The sequence below is a fragment of the Streptomyces sp. NPDC030222 genome (assembly GCF_055573115.1).
Genome location: NZ_JBVICA010000002.1, coordinates 39,453 through 54,776 on the forward strand (window position 1 = coordinate 39,453; position 15,324 = coordinate 54,776).

Consider the following 15,324-nt stretch of genomic DNA (forward strand, 5'->3'; position numbering starts at 1 on the left):
CACATGAGCCGTGGGGCCCACCGGAGCCGTACGGCGACGCGTACGGGGATCCGTATCGTGCGCAGCCGCCGTACGCCGACCCGTACGGGCCGCCGCCGGCCGGCTCGTACGGGCAGGGAGCCCACCCAGGTCCGTACGAGCAGCCGCCGGCGCACGCCGGGCCGTATCGGCAGCCGCCCTCTCATGCCGGCCCGCACGAACAGCCGCATCGGCGCGACGCCGGTGCGCGCGAGGAACCGCCCGCCCCGGAACCCCGTACTCCCCGGCCCCGCGCCGCGGGCCCCGCGCCGTCCGCAGGCGCAGGAGGCAAGCGGCACGCCCTGCGGCGTGACCCCCGGGCCCACTGGTACATCCTCGCCCTGACGCTGCTCGTCGCCGCGACATCGCTGACCTTCGCCGGCTACGGCCGCCACGAGGTCGCCCCCACCGCCACCCCCGCACCTGCCGGCTCCTGTCCGGTCGCGCCGAAGGAGATACGCGACGGCGGCCCCGTCCTCCGCGTCGACGACACCGGCGTCCACAGCGCCACGCCCCGCCCCGGTACCGTGGCCCTCACCTACGACGGCGGCCCCGGCCCCGGCTGGACCCCCCGCCTGCTCGACGTCCTCAAGGCCAAGGGCGTCAAGGCCACCTTCTTCGTCACCGGAAGCGCCGCCGCCGAACACCCCGAGCTGCTGCGCCGGATCGTCGCCGAAGGGCACGAGCTCGGCTCGCACACGTACACCGATGCCGACCTCGGTCAGGTCTCCGGCACCCGCGCCGGCCTGGAGCTCTCCTTCGCCCAGAACGCGCTCGCCGGCACCGCCGGGACCGGCACCCGGCTGCTCCGCCTGCCGCACACCGGGGAAGTGAGCAAACTCTGCGCGAGCCAGTGGGAGGCCGCCGGGCGCGCTGCCGAGTCCGGCTACCTGATCGTCGCCGCCGACGACGCCTCCGTACGGCAGTACACCGGCTCGCCCGAGGCCGTGCGGCAGACCGAGCGGCTCCTCGCCGAGGGCGGCGGCACCGAGTACACGACCGTCGGCGCCGCCGTCGGCCTCCCCGACACCACGTACAGCGTGTCCCCCGCCGCCGAGTGGACGGGAGCTGCGTTCGTCCTCGCCCAGAAGGTCTCGCGCGGTTTCGCCGACGGGATGACCTGGCTGCTCGTCGTCGCCGGCGTCATCACCGCCGTACGGCTGGTCATGCTGTTCGGCGTCGCGCGGCTCCACGTACGCCGGGTCCGGGCCCGCCGCCGGCGCGGCGCGCCGCGGCTGCCGCCGGTCACCGATCCGGTGTCCGTGATCGTGCCGGCGTACAACGAGGAGGCCGGCATCGAGAAGACGATCCGCTCCCTGCTGGCCTCCACCCACACGTATGTCCAGATCGTGGTCGTCGACGACGGCTCCAGCGACCGCACCTTCGAGATCGCCGAGTCGATCGAGGACCCGCGGGTGATGGTCGTCCGGCAGCCCAACGCAGGCAAGGCCGCCGCGCTCAACACGGGACTGTCCTGGGCGTACTTCGACATCGTCGTGATGATCGACGGTGACACGGTCTTCGAGCCCGACGCCGTCGAACGGCTCATCCAGCCGCTCGCCGATCCGCGGGTCGGCGCGGTCAGCGGCAACACCAAGGTCGGCAACCGGACCGGCGTCCTCGGCCGGTGGCAGCATCTCGAGTACGTCATCGGCTTCAACCTCGACCGCCGAATGTACGACGTCCTGGAGTGCATGCCCACCGTGCCCGGTGCGATCGGCGCGTTCCGCCGGGACGCGCTCGCCGCGGTCGGCGGCGTCAGCGAGGACACCCTCGCGGAGGACACCGACCTGACCATGGCCCTGTGCCGGGACGGCTGGCGGGTCGTCTACGAGGAGTCGGCGATCGCCTGGACCGAGGCGCCGTCCACCGTCAGTCAGCTGTGGAAGCAGCGCTACCGGTGGTGCTACGGCACCCTCCAGGCGATGTGGAAGCACCGCCGGGCCGTCGTCGAACGCGGCCAGTCCGGCAAGCTCGGCCGCCGCGGCCTGACGTACCTGCTGCTCTTCCAGACCGTGCTGCCGCTGCTCGCCCCGCTCGTCGACGTCTTCGCCGTGTACGGACTGCTTTTCCAGGACGCGGGACAAGCGGCCGGCGTCTGGCTGGGCTTCACCGCGGTCCAGGTCGCGACGGCGGTGTACGCGCTGCGGCTCGACAGGGAGAGATTCGAGCCGCTGTGGACGCTGCCGCTGCAGATCTTCCTGTACCGCCAGCTCATGTACCTGGTCGTCGTCCAGTCCGTGGTGACCGCGTTGCTCGGCAGCCGGTTGCGGTGGCACCGGATGCAGCGGACGGGCACGGCGGCGGAGACCCTGGAGCGGGCCGCCGGATAGGGAAGGCGGGTTCGATCCCCGTCATCCGCTCTCGAGAGCAGGCCCAGGTCGACTACCTGGGCCTGCTGCGTTGTCCGGACCGGTCTGCCGGCCCCGTGCCGGATCCGTCCCTGAAGCCGAACCGTCAGTGTTCGCCGGCGAGTGCGCAAGTGCCGCAAGGAGAGCCGGATCACCATCGGCGACCCGCGTACCCGGCTGCCAGGAGGTCGCCGAGGGCGGTCGGCCTCGGTCGGCCACGGCCCGCGAAAGCCCGGCGCAACCGACCGCTCCCGACGGCTGGGGCATGCGCCGTGCATGCCCCAGCCGGACGCTCCGGACTCACCCACTCCCCGGCCGACGACCGTCCGCCGTGGCCGGCCGCGCCCATGGGGGTCTGGCGCGGCCGTGGCCGGTTCTGCCATGCTTCCGTCCGACAAGCGACGGCGGAACGAGGAAGCCGGTGGGATTCCGGCACGGTACCGCCACTGTGTAGGGGGAGCGACTCCGCCATGGCCACCGCCCCGTCCGGGGTGGGAAGGCCGGAGAAGCGTCGATCCCGAGTCAGGAGACTCACGCCGTCGCACCTCGATGGACGGGGCGGATTTCCCCGGGAGAGGCGGTGGCACTCGTGTGCCTGCGTATGTGTGGCGGCTTCGCGCCGCCCGTGACCCGTCAGGTCCGGCCTGCCCGGCCGGCCGCACCGGCCCGTTCCCCCAGGCTCGTCTCCAGGTCCTGACGCCCCCTCCGCGGATTCCTTTCCGTACACACCGCATCGCGCGCCCCAGGATGCCGATGCGCGCTGCCCACGCACGCCACCAGGAGTCACCTTGACCGTACGATCCGTCATGCCCGGACGCCGTCAGGCCGCCGCGGCGGTCCTTCTCTCCGTCGCCCTCACCGTCACCGCGTGCGGCGGCGACTCCAGCCCGCCCGCCGACGCCGGGGCCCAGGCCTACGGGGACGGCTGCATCAAGGACTTCGACCCGGCCAAGGACTACTTCCCGGTCAAGTCGACGGTGAAGCACGCCGAGAACTTCACGCTCCGGTACGAGAAGAGCTACCAGGTCCTCACCGTCGACGAGCCCTTCCCCAAGGGGAAGCCCGAGTCGTACGTGCTGGTCAAGTGCGGTGCACCGAAGCCCGAGTTGACCGGTGAGCTGGCGACCGCGCAGCAGGTCACCGTTCCCGTCAAGAGCCTGTACTCCGCCTCCACCACCCACCTGCCGCTGCTCACCGAGACCGGCACCCTCGACGTGCTGACCGGAGTGGCGAGCGCCGCGAACATCTCCTCCGCCCAGGTGATCGAGCGGGTGAAAGCCGGCAAGGTCACCGAGTACGCCAAGGACCGCACCCTCAACGCCGAGACGGTCATCGGCGCCAAGCCCGACGTGCTGATGACCCAGGGCACCGACGACCCGCAATACCCCAAGCTCCGCCAGGCCGGCATCGCCGTCGTCGCCAACGCGGAGTGGCTGGAGCCCAGTCCGCTCGGACGCGCCGAGTGGGTCAAGGCGATGGCCGCACTCACAGGAGCCGAGAAGCGCGCCGGCGAGGTGTTCGACACCATCGAGAGCGACTACCGGAAGGTCGCCGAGAAGGGAGCGCAGGCGGTCAAGGCCGGCAAGCCCGTCGAAGTGCTGCCCGGCACGATGTACCAGGGCACCTGGTACATGCCCGCCGGCGGCAGCTACGCCGCCCGGCTGATCAAGGACGCGGGCGGCACCTACCCCTGGGCCGGTGAGGCGGGCACCGGCAACGTGCAGCTGAACTTCGAGGCGGTGTACGCCAAGGGCGGCGAGGCCCCGGTCTGGATCGCCGACCAGCAGTGGAAGTCCACCGCCGACGCCGTGAAGGCCGACAGCCGGTACGGGCAGTTGAAGGCCCTCTCCGGCGGCGCGGTCTGGACGAACACGAAGGCGCTCGGCCCCGGCGGCGGCAACGACTACTTCGAGCGCGGTGTGTTGCGCCCGGACCTGGTCCTCGCCGACCTCTTCGCGCTGATGCACCCGGACCAGGCGAAGGGCCACTCCTTCACCTTCCACCGACCGGTGCCCAAGGCGTGACGACGCACATGACAACCGCGTCGGCCTCCACCCCGAAGACCTCGAAGAACTCGAAGACCCCGAAGGCTCCGGACGCTCCGGACGCCCCGCGGGCGGTACGGCCGAGGCGGCGGCGCCTCGCCGTCGTCCTCGCCCTCGCAGCCGGTGCCGCCGCGCTGTTCGTCCTCACCATCGCGACCGGCTCCCACCGGGTGCCGGTCGCGGAGGTGGTGCGGATCCTGTTCGGCGGCACCGCCGACGACCCGCGATGGACCGTGATCGTCGAGCAGGTCCGGCTGCCGCGTGCGCTGACCGCCACCGTCGTCGGTGCCGCCCTCGCGGTGGCGGGCGTGCAGATGCAGACCCTGTTCCGCAATGCGCTGGCCGACCCGTTCTCCCTCGGGGTGAGCTCGGGCGCGAGCATGGGTGTCGCCGCCGTGGTGGTCGGCACCGGCGGGGTCGCCGGCAGCTTCACCGGAGACCTGGCCGGGCTGGGGCGCGTGGGCGTCGTCCTGGCCGCATCACTCGGCGCCGCCGCCGTGCTGGCCCTCGTCCTGCTCCTCTCGCGATGGGTGCAGTCGGCCGTCACCCTGCTCGTCATCGGCGTCATGATCGGCTCGGCGGCCACCGCGGTGGTCGGCGTGATGCTCGTCTACGCCAGGCCCGAACGCGCCCAGCAGTTCGTCATGTGGGGCCTGGGCAGCTTCAGCGCCACGACCTGGCCCGACCTCCAGGTCATGCTGCCCGTCATCGGCGCCGGCCTGCTGACCGCGCTGCTGACCGCCAAACGCCTCAACGCCCTGCTGCTCGGCGAGGACTACGCCCGCACCATGGGCCTGAACGTGCGGCGCAGCCGCGATCTGGCGCTGCTCGGCACCTCACTGCTGGCCGGCGCGGCAACCGCGTTCTGCGGCCCGGTCGCCTTCCTGGGCCTGGCCGTCCCGCATCTGACGCGGGTGGCGCTGGGAACCTCCGACCACCGGGCGCTGATCCCGGCGTCGATACTCGCGGGGGCGTTCCTGGCGCTGGCGTGCGCGCTGCTGAGCCAGCCGCCCGGCACGGATTCCGTCCTGCCGCTCAACGCCATCACCTCACTGTTCGGCGCCCCCGTCGTCATCGCGTTCCTGATCCGCAGCCGGCGCGGCGTACAAGGAGTGGCCTCGTGACCGACACCATGACCGAACCCGTCACGGACATGACCGACGGACCGGACCGCCCCGGCGGTCTCGCCACCCAGGGGCTCGCCGTCGGCTACCGCACCCGGTCGCCGCGCGGGCGCGAAGCGGGCCGGGCGGTGCTGTCGGGGCTCGACCTTCAGGCGCGGGCCGGAGAACTGACCGTACTGCTCGGACCGAACGGCGCGGGCAAGTCCACGCTGCTGCGCACCCTGTGCGGACTCCTGCCACCGCTCGACGGCCGGATACGGATCGGCGCGGCCGACCTGGCGCACCAGCCACGGGCCGCTCTCGCCCGACGGCTGGCGGTCGTCCTGACCGACCGGGTGGACCCCGGACTGCTGTCCGTACGGGAACTGGCCGGGCTCGGCCGCCACCCGCACACCGGGTTCACCGGCCGGCTCACGGCCGCGGACCACGCGGCCGTCGAGTGGGCGCTGAAGGCGATGGGCGCGGGACATCTGGCGGACCGGCCGGCCGCCGAGCTCTCCGACGGCGAACGCCAGCGCGTCCTGACCGCGCGTGCCCTCGCCCAGGAGCCCGAGGTGGTCCTCCTCGACGAGCCGACCGCCTTCCTCGACGTCCCCTCGCGGGTGGCGCTCACGGTGCTGCTGCGCGACCTCGCCCGGGACAAGGGCCTGACCGTCGTGGTCAGTACGCACGACCTGGAGCTGGCCCTGCGGGTGGCAGACGCGGTCTGGCTCGTCGACCGCGACTCCCGTGTCCACGCCGGGGCACCCGAGGATCTGATCCGCGGCGGAGCCGTTGCCGCGGCGTTCGACGCCGACCACCTCGCCTTCAACCCGGTCTCCGGCACCTTCGGACTGCGCCGCACCGAGCGGGCCCACGTGACGGTCGACGCGCCGGCCGACGTGCTCCCGCTCCTCGAACGCGCCCTGGCCCGGGAAGGGCTGGCCGTGGCGCCCCCGGGAGACGGGGCCCCCACCTCGCGGGTGAGCTGGGCGGGAGCCGGCCGGCTCACCCTCACCGGGCCGGACGGGCGGGTCGCCCGTGTCCACGGCTTCCACCAGCTGACACGGACGGTACGGACATGGTGAGTACGGCCTTCACACCCGGCGTCCTGGCGCGGATCGCCGCGATCGGCCCCTACTTCACGATGGCCACCGGTCCCCGGCCCGGCGGTGACGGCTTCCGGCCCCTGACGGAGCTGTACGCGGACCAGGGCACGCTGGAGCGGTGCGTCCAGGCCGTCGGTGCGCGGCTGGGCACCGACCGGCCGAGGGTGGCCGCCTCCACGCTTCACCTGGGGACCGCCTCACGCCTGTGGTCCATCGCCCTGGCCTGCGCCGCGCTCACCGGCCGCGTCCCGGACCTGGCACCCGACCGGTTGTGGTGGCGCCTGCCCGCCGCGGGGCCGCTCGACCTGTGGCTGCCCAGCCCGCGGGAGGCGGACCAGGAGGAGCCGTCCGCGGCCCTGCACCGCGCGGTCGTCGTGGCGAACCTGGCGCCCTGGGCCGACGCGGTGCGACGCGTGGCCGGGGTCTCCCCGCACACCCTGCGCGGCAACGCCGCCTCCGCGCTCATCGGAGCCCACCGCGTACTCCTCGCCAGGGAGCCGCACGCCCCGTACCCCGTCGTACCCCTCGTACGCGGACTGCTGGACCGGCCTCCGCTGGTGGACGCCGGCACGTACCGCATCACCCCCGCCGCACCGCTCGCCTTCCGGCGCCGCAGCTGCTGCCTGTACTACCGGGTGCCGGGTGCCGGCACCTGCGGCGACTGCGTCCTCAACTCCAGGGAGAAGACCTCATGACCACCACCGAGCCGACCGTCGTCGAGACCCCCGGCGGCGGCACCCAGCACGTCTGGCCCCTCCCGGCCGACGAGGCCACGCTTCTCGACCTGCTCACCGTGCTCTTCACGGACCACTGGGAGCACATCCACTTCGGCCCCGTCATCGAAGGCGCCGCCTGGGAGGTGGCCGCGCCGGGCGCACCCACCGCCATCACCATGAACGACGGCTACGTCACCGTCGACTTCGGGGCCTGGCACTTCCACCTGTGCATCGGCGAGCACACCGCGTCCGGCCCCGAACTCGGCCGCATCCGCCGCTGCTCCCGGGCCGAGCTCTACCGCAGCCTCGGCTCCGACGGCGCCCCCGTGAGCTGGGGAGTCCGCCTGTTCAACGGCCGCGGCGAACAGATGATGACCGTCCTGCTGCCCAACCCCTTCCTCACCGACCGGCAGGAAATCCTCGACACCCCGGACTTCACCCGGCTCACCGTCTGGGACGCCCTCCGCGACCGCTTCCTCGGCCTCTCGCCCGACCCCCGGGACCGCACCGGCAAGGGGTTCCGGCACAGCGGCTGAGTCACGAGAGCCGGCCCCGGCGCCCGCTGCTACGAGGCCGTGCCACCACGTGCTGGTAAGGCCAATGAACAGCGGTCGGCAGGGAGCGGCCCAGGGCCGGAGAAATTGCGCCCGCGGATCAGATTTCGCAGTTCAGGCGCCCTCTGGATATCGAAGCGCCGGGTGGCTCCCAAGTTGCGCCAGAATCCTTGACGCGTGTCAGAGCAGGTGCGGTGGTGTTACCACCAGGACCACGGCGATCAGGCGTGGCCTCATCCGGGGTAGCGCTTGGGTTTCGAACCACCCGCCGGAATGGAGCGTATGACGTCGAGCCGTACCTGGGGTGGGGTCGCCGAGCTCGGACGGATCGATGCCGAGGTTCGCGAGTTCGACGATCTGGTCGGCGACGGCCTTCACCTCATCGCGGACGGACTTCGGGTAGCCGACCTCGTCCTCGGCATGGAAGGCGTACTCCCACATCCAACGGTCGTCGGTCGTCGGCCGGCACCGCCGGCGGTACGGATGCCCGCCTCGGCGGCGGCGGCGTTGCGGATACGGCTGATCTCGGCGGCGATGTCACGGGCCTCGCCGAGGTCGGTGACCTCTCCGGCGCGGGCCTCCAGGGCGTGCAGCCGGGCGGCGGTCTCCGGATGCCGGGCAATGGCCACCTCGACGGCCCACGCCTCCGTGAACGTGCGGAGGGGAGCCGCGGAGACCTCGGCGCGGGCACGGGCGGTGCTGGCCGCTCGGTCACGGTCGAAGTCGGCAAGCAGGTGAGGGGCGATCCGGGCGAGCGTGGCGCGGACGGCCTCGGGCTGGGCCTGCGGCTGCGGGATGTCGGACGGCTGGGGCGCGGTGCTCATGCGGCTTGGGTCCTCTCCTCCTGGTCCGGTTCGTCTGCCCGGTAGGCGTTGGCGAGGGTGTTGATGTGCTGGCGGGACCAGCCGACGCGGCGACCCACCGCGGCTTTCTGCCCGTAGCGGTCGGCGGAGCCGATGCGGCCCGCCGTGCGGTTGAGGTGCTCCTGCGCCCGCGCGAGGGCCTGCTCGGCCCGGCGGACGGCCTTGAGGGCCTCGTCCAGGTCGGTCTTCTCGTCGTCGGTAAGGGGGTCGCTCGTTGCTCGCACAACCCGAGCATAAACCGTCGCCTTCAGGTGACGCTATGGGCGGTCACGGAAGAGCGGTCGCGGTGAGAACAGCGTCAGGCCGGAATTCTGGGGCTTCGTCGTCGTCCAGACCTCCGGGATACGGCCCTGTCCGGTATGCACCCGCGGTCGGCCGCCGGAAGTCGACCCGGTCGACCACCGCGAACGGCACGCGGTGGAGTCCCATCGAACCTCGCGCCGGCTGTCTGTCCCCCTGTCCACCGCCTCTGCCGGGCATGTTGTGGCACGCCCTCCTCGTCGGAGAGACCGAGGGGAAAGCGGACCGGCGCACCGGAGACTCCCGACTCCGGGAGCGTTCTTCCGAACTCCGGCCCGAACCTGCGGGTCTCGGATCGGAGCGCGGCCGCGACGAGGGTTACCTGGGGCGCGGTAATCGGGCTCCGGTGGTGCGCCGGCGGGCGCAGTCTCGACGTACGTGACGAGGCGTCACCCAACTCGACGACAACGGGAGTCCTCATGTCCGTCAGCACGCCCGCCCTGCAGCTGCTCTCCGCCGAACTCGCCGTGCTGCGGCCCCGGATGGAGACGGTGAGCCGGGCCATCCACGGCCGGCCGGAGCTGAAGTTCGCCGAGTTCCACGCCCAGGAGGTGATCACCCGCTGGCTGGCGGAAGCGGGATTCACCGTGGAGGCGCCGGCCGGAGGGCTGGACACCGCGTTCGTGGCGGTGCACAAGGGGAGCAGACCGGGTCCGTGTGTCGCCGTGCTCGTGGAGTACGACGCGCTGCCCGGGGTCGGGCACGGCTGCGGACACAATCTGATCGCCGCGGGCGGGACGGCCGCAGCGATCGCCGCCGTGCGTGCGCTGCCCGGTCACGCCGGCACGATCGCCGTCATCGGCACCCCGGGCGAGGAGATGGGCGGCGCCGGCAAGGTGCGGCTCGCCGACGCGGGCGTCTTCGAAGGCATCGACGCAGCGGTGATGTTCCATCCGGGCGACCGCTCGCTGACGATGCAGCACGGGCTGGCCGCGGCGCACCTCCGGGCCCGCTTCACCGGTGTGAGCGCGCACGCCGCGAAATCCCCCTGGCAGGGCCGCAGCGCGCTGGCTGGCGCCCAGCTGTTCCTCACCGCAATCGACACGATGCGCCAGTTCGTACCGCCCACCGCGCGGATCCACGGAATCGTCCGGGACGGCGGCCAGGCACCGAACGTCGTTCCGGCCCGCGCCTCGGTGGACCTCTACGTACGGGACCGCACGGCCGCGTCGGCCCTGGCGCTGGTCGAGCGGGTCCACAAGGCCGCCCGGGGCGCGGCACTCGCCACCGAGACGGAGGCGGAGCTCTGCGAGACCGGTCCCCTCTACGCCGAGCGCCGCAACAACTCGGTCCTCGCCGAGCGGTTCCGCGACACCGTGAGCGCGCTGGGCCTGGACATCGCGCCCGGCGACCCGGACGGCCCGGCCGGCTCCTCCGACATCGGCAACCTCTCCCAGCTCATGCCGGTCATCCACCCGTACGTCCAGGTCGCCGCCCCCGGCACACCCAGTCACTCCCGGGCCATGTGCGAGGCAGCGGCGACCTCCTTCGCCCACGACCGCACCCAGATCGCGGCGACCGGACTGGCCCGGGTCGTCTGCGACCTGCTCACGGATGCGGATCTGCTGGCCGCGGCACGGGCGGAGTTCGCGGCGGGCTGAGCCGGTGAGAGGAGAGACAGAGACCCGACGTCCCTACACTCCGCCCATGTCGGTCGTCATCGTTCTGGAAGGCGCTGTCACCGCACGCTTCACGGTCGCGGTGTCACCTCTCGCGGAGCTGGCCGCGAGCCTGCATGTGCTGACCGAGCACGCCCACCACCCGGATCGCGCGCCCTGGGCCGAGCAGGTCCTCGGTGCCGCGCCTCCCGCCTTCCGTTCGGGGCTCCGGCGGTTCTCGCCACTGTGGACGGCACTGCGCTGGCGGGGCTTCTACCCGGGGCTCGACGGATCGGCCGGCTGCGGCGGTACGGGACAGGGAACAGGCGCCCGGTCGTCGAATCCGGCCCGGCTCCCACTGGACCTGTTCGCCGAACTCACCGCGTACGCCTGCGCCAGCGGCTACCGCGGCTTCGACTTCGGCCGGATCCTCCACGAACCGGGGCAGGCCGCGGCACTGCGCCAGGCCGCGTCCGGGCTGCCCGAACCGCACCTGGACCTCGCCGAGGCCCTGCTCCGCGACCCCGAGGCGCTCCGCATGGACGTGCTCGGCTTCCTCGACCTGTGCCGCTCCGCGTTCTTCGGCGACCTCTGGGCGGACATCGAACCGTCGCTCACCCGAGCCGCCCACCGGCTGCGGCAACGGCTCGCGGACGAGGGGCCGGCGGCGGCTCTGCTCTCCCTCAGCCCGGCCGGTGCGCGGCTCGCCGGTCCGTCCCCGGACACCACGGGCGATGCGGGGTCCACCGGCGAGGCCGGGCCCGTGCGCGTCGTCTTCGACAAGGTGCACCACGCGGTGATCACCCCGGCCCGTACGCCGGTGCTGCTCATCCCCACACTGTTCGGCGCACCCCATCTGCTCGTGAAGAACGAGCCGGGGCTGCCACCGGTCGTCCACTTCCCGGTCTACGCCCCCGAAGTGGGCGTCACGCTCGCCCGCAGCCGCATGCTGGCGCTCACCGATCCCCGCCGAGTGCGGCTGTGCCGGCTGATCGCGCGGCAGTCGATGACCACCGCCGACCTGGCGGACCGGCTGTCGATGACCCGGCCGCAGGTCTCACGCCATCTGCGGGCGTTACGCGACCTCGGGCTGGTGTGCACGGAACGCGACGGCCGCTATGTGCGCTACGGGCTCGATCTCGCCGCCGTCGAACGCATCGGCCGGGACGTCGCCGTCGCGCTGCAGTACTGAGCACGGCCCGTACGAGGAGTTCCGCGCGGGGGGTTCGCACAGGGGGTTCCCCACGAGGAGCGCCGCACGAGGAGTGCCGTTCGACACGTCGTCAGGAGGTCTGCTGTGAACATCCGTTACCCCATCACCAGGCACCGTGAGCTCGAGCCCGCGTTCCGCTGGAGCGCGCTCCTCCAGCGGAGGCGTCCGCTCGTACCGGCGGCGAACGAGGTGCTCGTCCACCGGATCGGCCCGACGCACTACGTCGCCGGGCCGGCCGACCCGGCGGCCGTGGCGCGGGCGACCGCGGTGAGCGTGGTCGACGTCAGCCGGAACGTGACCGTGAAAGTCGAGCGGGAGGTGTCGACGGCCGATGTCGAATGGGTCTTCCCCGTCGCGATGGCCTTCCGCTGCACGGTCGTCGATCCCGTCGCGGTCGTACGGACCCGCGGTCTGCACGGCATCGCGGCGATGAAGCACCGCCTGGCGCAGGACCGGCGGCCGGACGACATGGGCAGCGCGTATGCACCGGGGGACCGGGAGGCCTTCCGCGACGCGCTCGCGTCACTTCTCGCCCTGCAGCCGACCGATGCGTCCGTCCCGGGGGTGAAGGTGGTCGCCGTGGGCACTGTGGTGGGCCGGGCCCGCCGCGTCGGGAGCGAGGCGTGACGGCGCGCGGCCGCGTCGGGGCCGGTGGTGGGAGCGAGGGCCCGTGCCTGAACCGAAGCGGCCGGCGAACCGTACACACAACGGCGGCCCCGGCCTTCCGGGCCTGGTCCGCCGTGCCATCAGCGGGCTTGTACGGAAGGATCCTCGGGTGTCGCTCTGGACACGTTCTCGTCAGCAGCCGGACACGGGCGACGCGACCGGGGAGGACGACCGGCCCGGCAACTCCACCGCGTCCTCCGACGGCCCAACGACGCCGCACGACCCGGCGTTCACGGACGGCACCACGCCCCCTGACGGCAACGCCGCGATCCCGGCTCCCGTGACGAGAGACACGGCGCGGGACGCGGAGGGGGCGGCGCATGGGGACGGGGACGCGGACGCCGATATCGACACCGGTGCGGACGCCGATGTCGCCGATGACAAGGAAGGCTCCGGCGCCAACGCCGAGCCCGGCCCCGGCATGACCGACGGCCCCGCGGACACCGAGGCCGTCACCGACGAACCGACCGACGACCCCGCAGGCGCGGTGGGCGACGAGGAAGCTTCGCCTGACGGCCCGTCCGTCGACGACGGCTCCACCGCGGCTGCCGACGCCGAGTCCGTCACCGACACCACCACCGACACCACCACCGCCACCACCACCGACACCACCACCGACACCGACACCGACACCGACACCGACACACCGCAGACTCCGCGTTCCCGTCGGGCGCGGGTCCTGACGCGTGTGACGACGGGTCTGGCCGCCGTGTTCGTACTGCTCGCGCTGCTGCTGCCGAACGAGCTCACCGATCTCGCCCCGGGGGCGTTCCTGCACATTCCGGTGGAGGGGATCTTCGGCGTCGCGGTGGTGCTCGTCCTGCGGCACGGCAGGGCGAGGCGGGCGGTGGCCATGGGCGCCGGGGCGCTCCTGGGCGCGACGACCATCCTCAAGCTCCTGGACATGGGCTTCTACGAGGTCCTCGACCGGCCGTTCGACCTGGTGCTCGACTGGGTGCTGTTCGACGACGCCGAGTCGTTCCTCAGGGACGCCGTCGGTCCGGCGGGGGCGATCGGGGCGGTGGTCCTGGTCGTGGTCCTCGTCGTCGCCCTGCTCGTCCTGATGGCCCTGGCGGCCGCCAGACTGAGCGACCTCGTCGTCCGGCACGGCACGACGGCGACCCGCGGCACCCTGGCGGCCGGTACCGTCTGGGCCGCCTGCGCCGCGCTCGGCGCGCAGATCGCCGGCGTGCCGGTCGCCTCCGGCGGCACGGCCGGGTTCCTCCAGAGCCGTGCCCAACAGGTGCGTGCCGGCCTGGAGGACAAGGAAGCGTTCGCCGGGGAAGCGGCCGTCGACGCGTTCCGCAGCACCCCGCCCGACCGGTTGCTGACCGCGCTGCGCGGCAAGGACGTCATATTCGCCTTCATCGAGAGCTACGGCCGCAGCGCGCTCCAGGACCCGCAGATGGGCCCGCCGGTCAGTGCGGCGCTCGCCGACGGGACGAAGAGGCTGCGGGCGGCCGGGTACTCCTCCCGGAGCGGCTTCCTCACCTCGCCGACGGCGGGCGGCGGCAGCTGGCTCGCCCACTCGACGTTCAACTCGGGCCTGTGGGTCAACAACCAGCAGCGTTACCGCACCCTCACCTCCAGCGACCGTCTGACGCTGACCGGTGCCTTCCGGCGGACCGGAGCCTGGCGGACCGTCGGCATCATGCCGGGTGTCACCCGGTCCTGGCCGGAGGGGAAGTTCTACGGCCTCGACAACATCTACGACTCCCGCAACATGGGATACCGCGGGCCGAAGTTCAGCTGGTCGCCCGTACCGGACCAGTACAGCCTCGCCGCCTTCGAACGGCTGGAGCACGGCAAGCCGCACGGGCCCATGATGGCGGAGATCATCCTCACCTCCAGCCACACTCCGTGGGCGCCGATACCGCGGATGCTCGACTGGGACGAGGTCGGTGACGGCTCCGTCTACCACGCCGTCAAGGCGGAGGGCAGGGACGCGGCGGAGCTGTGGAAGGAGCCGTCCGACGTGCGCGCCGAGTACGCACGTTCCGTCCAGTACTCGGTGAACAGTCTCGTCTCCTACGTGGAGAAGTACGGAGACGACGACACGGTGCTCGTGTTCCTCGGCGACCACCAGGCCGCCCCCGTCGTCACCGGCCGCAAGCTCGGCAGGGACGTGCCGATCGCGATCGTCGCCCGCGACCCCGCGGTGATGGAACGGATCTCCGGCTGGGACTGGCAGGAGGGCCTGAAGCCCGGCCCGCAGGCGCCCGTCTGGAAGATGAACGACTTCCGTGACCGCTTCCTGACGGCCTACGGACCCCAGCCGGGCCGCACCCCGGCCCCGGCGGGCCGCTGACCGCCGGGGCCGGGCGTAGGCGAAGGGCAGCCGACCGGGCGTAGGCGAACGGAGGGGCGGCCCGGTGCCGGCGAAGAGCCGGGACTGGGACCGTCGGCCCGTCGCCGTGCAAACGCCGAGCCCCTTCATGCGCGAACCGCGGGACCGGCCCGTCGGGCTTTGCCGACGGGCCACGAGGGGCGACGCACCGGTCGGCCGTGTCGCGTGCGCCGGGGCTCCTTCGCGCCGCACCGAACACGCGTGGAGCGCACACGTACAGCCGACGCACCGGGGCGACACCCTCGAGCCGCGTCGATGCCCGACGAGCGCGCGCCGTCGATGCTCGAGTTCGCGCCAGGGCCGGGTCCGGTGCTCACGCGGGCGTGCCGACGGGGTCCACGCGAGCCCGACGGGCCGAGGAGCAGGCCCCGGACGCCGTGCCGGGCAGCGCCGCCCCGGCCACGCACACCGGCCGTGACTTCTGGTGCAGTCGGGCGTTTC

Annotated in this window: 13 protein-coding genes and 1 riboswitch; of the genes, 10 read left to right on the forward strand and 3 right to left on the reverse strand. The window is 72.8% G+C overall.

All coding sequences use genetic code 11. The features are described from left to right. The first annotated feature begins 350 nt into the window (after positions 1 to 350). The 6 genes from ACZ4Z5_RS02785 to ACZ4Z5_RS02810 all read left to right on the forward strand — a co-directional run bounded on the left by ACZ4Z5_RS02785 (position 351) and on the right by ACZ4Z5_RS02810 (position 7,878). The gene (locus ACZ4Z5_RS02785; RefSeq protein WP_468256588.1) at positions 351 to 2,351 is read left to right on the forward strand and encodes a bifunctional polysaccharide deacetylase/glycosyltransferase family 2 protein; all 2,001 of its coding nucleotides are present in this window, start codon (positions 351 to 353) and stop codon (positions 2,349 to 2,351) included. 392 nt (positions 2,352 to 2,743) lie between these two features. After that, positions 2,744 to 2,920: riboswitch (cobalamin riboswitch) on the forward strand. Positions 2,921 to 3,157: 237 nt separating this feature from the next. Continuing rightward, a complete protein-coding gene (locus ACZ4Z5_RS02790; RefSeq protein WP_468255675.1) occupies positions 3,158 to 4,393 on the forward strand; it encodes an ABC transporter substrate-binding protein in 1,236 nt (411 codons plus the stop codon). Positions 4,394 to 4,401: 8 nt separating this feature from the next. Then, positions 4,402 to 5,538, forward strand: a complete 1,137-nt coding sequence (locus ACZ4Z5_RS02795; RefSeq protein ID WP_468255678.1) for a FecCD family ABC transporter permease — start codon at positions 4,402 to 4,404, stop codon at positions 5,536 to 5,538. Continuing rightward, a complete protein-coding gene (locus ACZ4Z5_RS02800) occupies positions 5,535 to 6,605 on the forward strand; it encodes an ABC transporter ATP-binding protein (RefSeq protein WP_468255681.1) in 1,071 nt (356 codons plus the stop codon). The genes ACZ4Z5_RS02795 and ACZ4Z5_RS02800 overlap by 4 nt, the downstream gene beginning before the upstream one ends. Further along, positions 6,599 to 7,321 carry a (2Fe-2S)-binding protein gene (locus tag ACZ4Z5_RS02805; protein WP_468255684.1) on the forward strand — a complete coding sequence of 241 codons (723 nt, stop codon included), beginning with the start codon at positions 6,599 to 6,601 and terminating at the stop codon, positions 7,319 to 7,321. The genes ACZ4Z5_RS02800 and ACZ4Z5_RS02805 overlap by 7 nt, the downstream gene beginning before the upstream one ends. Further along, positions 7,318 to 7,878: a DUF7676 family protein gene (locus tag ACZ4Z5_RS02810; RefSeq protein WP_468255687.1), complete on the forward strand. Its 561-nt coding sequence runs from the start codon at positions 7,318 to 7,320 to the stop codon at positions 7,876 to 7,878. The genes ACZ4Z5_RS02805 and ACZ4Z5_RS02810 overlap by 4 nt, the downstream gene beginning before the upstream one ends. Positions 7,879 to 8,076: 198 nt before the next feature. Here the strand turns inward: ACZ4Z5_RS02810 and ACZ4Z5_RS02815 are convergent, their stop codons facing one another. From ACZ4Z5_RS02815 to ACZ4Z5_RS02825, 3 genes are read right to left on the reverse strand one after another with little or no spacing between them, the layout of a single operon-like run. Beyond that, positions 8,077 to 8,337, reverse strand: a complete 261-nt coding sequence (locus tag ACZ4Z5_RS02815; protein ID WP_468255689.1) for a hypothetical protein — start codon at positions 8,335 to 8,337, stop codon at positions 8,077 to 8,079. Then, a complete protein-coding gene (locus tag ACZ4Z5_RS02820) occupies positions 8,271 to 8,720 on the reverse strand; it encodes a hypothetical protein (protein WP_468255692.1) in 450 nt (149 codons plus the stop codon). The genes ACZ4Z5_RS02815 and ACZ4Z5_RS02820 overlap by 67 nt, the downstream gene beginning before the upstream one ends. Beyond that, a complete protein-coding gene (locus tag ACZ4Z5_RS02825; protein WP_468255695.1) occupies positions 8,717 to 8,983 on the reverse strand; it encodes a hypothetical protein in 267 nt (88 codons plus the stop codon). Before ACZ4Z5_RS02825 ends, ACZ4Z5_RS02820 begins: the two co-directional genes overlap by 4 nt. Positions 8,984 to 9,478: 495 nt before the next feature. Between ACZ4Z5_RS02825 and ACZ4Z5_RS02830 the strand changes: the two genes are divergently transcribed. The 4 genes from ACZ4Z5_RS02830 (at position 9,479) to ACZ4Z5_RS02845 (ending at position 14,844) form a co-directional block, all read left to right on the forward strand. Then, positions 9,479 to 10,660 carry a M20 family metallopeptidase gene (locus ACZ4Z5_RS02830; RefSeq protein ID WP_468255698.1) on the forward strand — a complete coding sequence of 394 codons (1,182 nt, stop codon included), beginning with the start codon at positions 9,479 to 9,481 and terminating at the stop codon, positions 10,658 to 10,660. Between the two features lie 46 nt (positions 10,661 to 10,706). Continuing rightward, positions 10,707 to 11,849 (forward strand): ArsR/SmtB family transcription factor, encoded by a 1,143-nt coding sequence (locus tag ACZ4Z5_RS02835; protein ID WP_468255701.1) that lies wholly within the window; start codon positions 10,707 to 10,709, stop codon positions 11,847 to 11,849. A gap of 105 nt (positions 11,850 to 11,954) precedes the next feature. Further along, a complete protein-coding gene (locus ACZ4Z5_RS02840; RefSeq protein WP_468255704.1) occupies positions 11,955 to 12,497 on the forward strand; it encodes a hypothetical protein in 543 nt (180 codons plus the stop codon). Between the two features lie 148 nt (positions 12,498 to 12,645). Further along, positions 12,646 to 14,844, forward strand: a complete 2,199-nt coding sequence (locus ACZ4Z5_RS02845) for an alkaline phosphatase family protein (protein ID WP_468255706.1) — start codon at positions 12,646 to 12,648, stop codon at positions 14,842 to 14,844. Positions 14,845 to 15,324 lie beyond the last annotated feature (480 nt).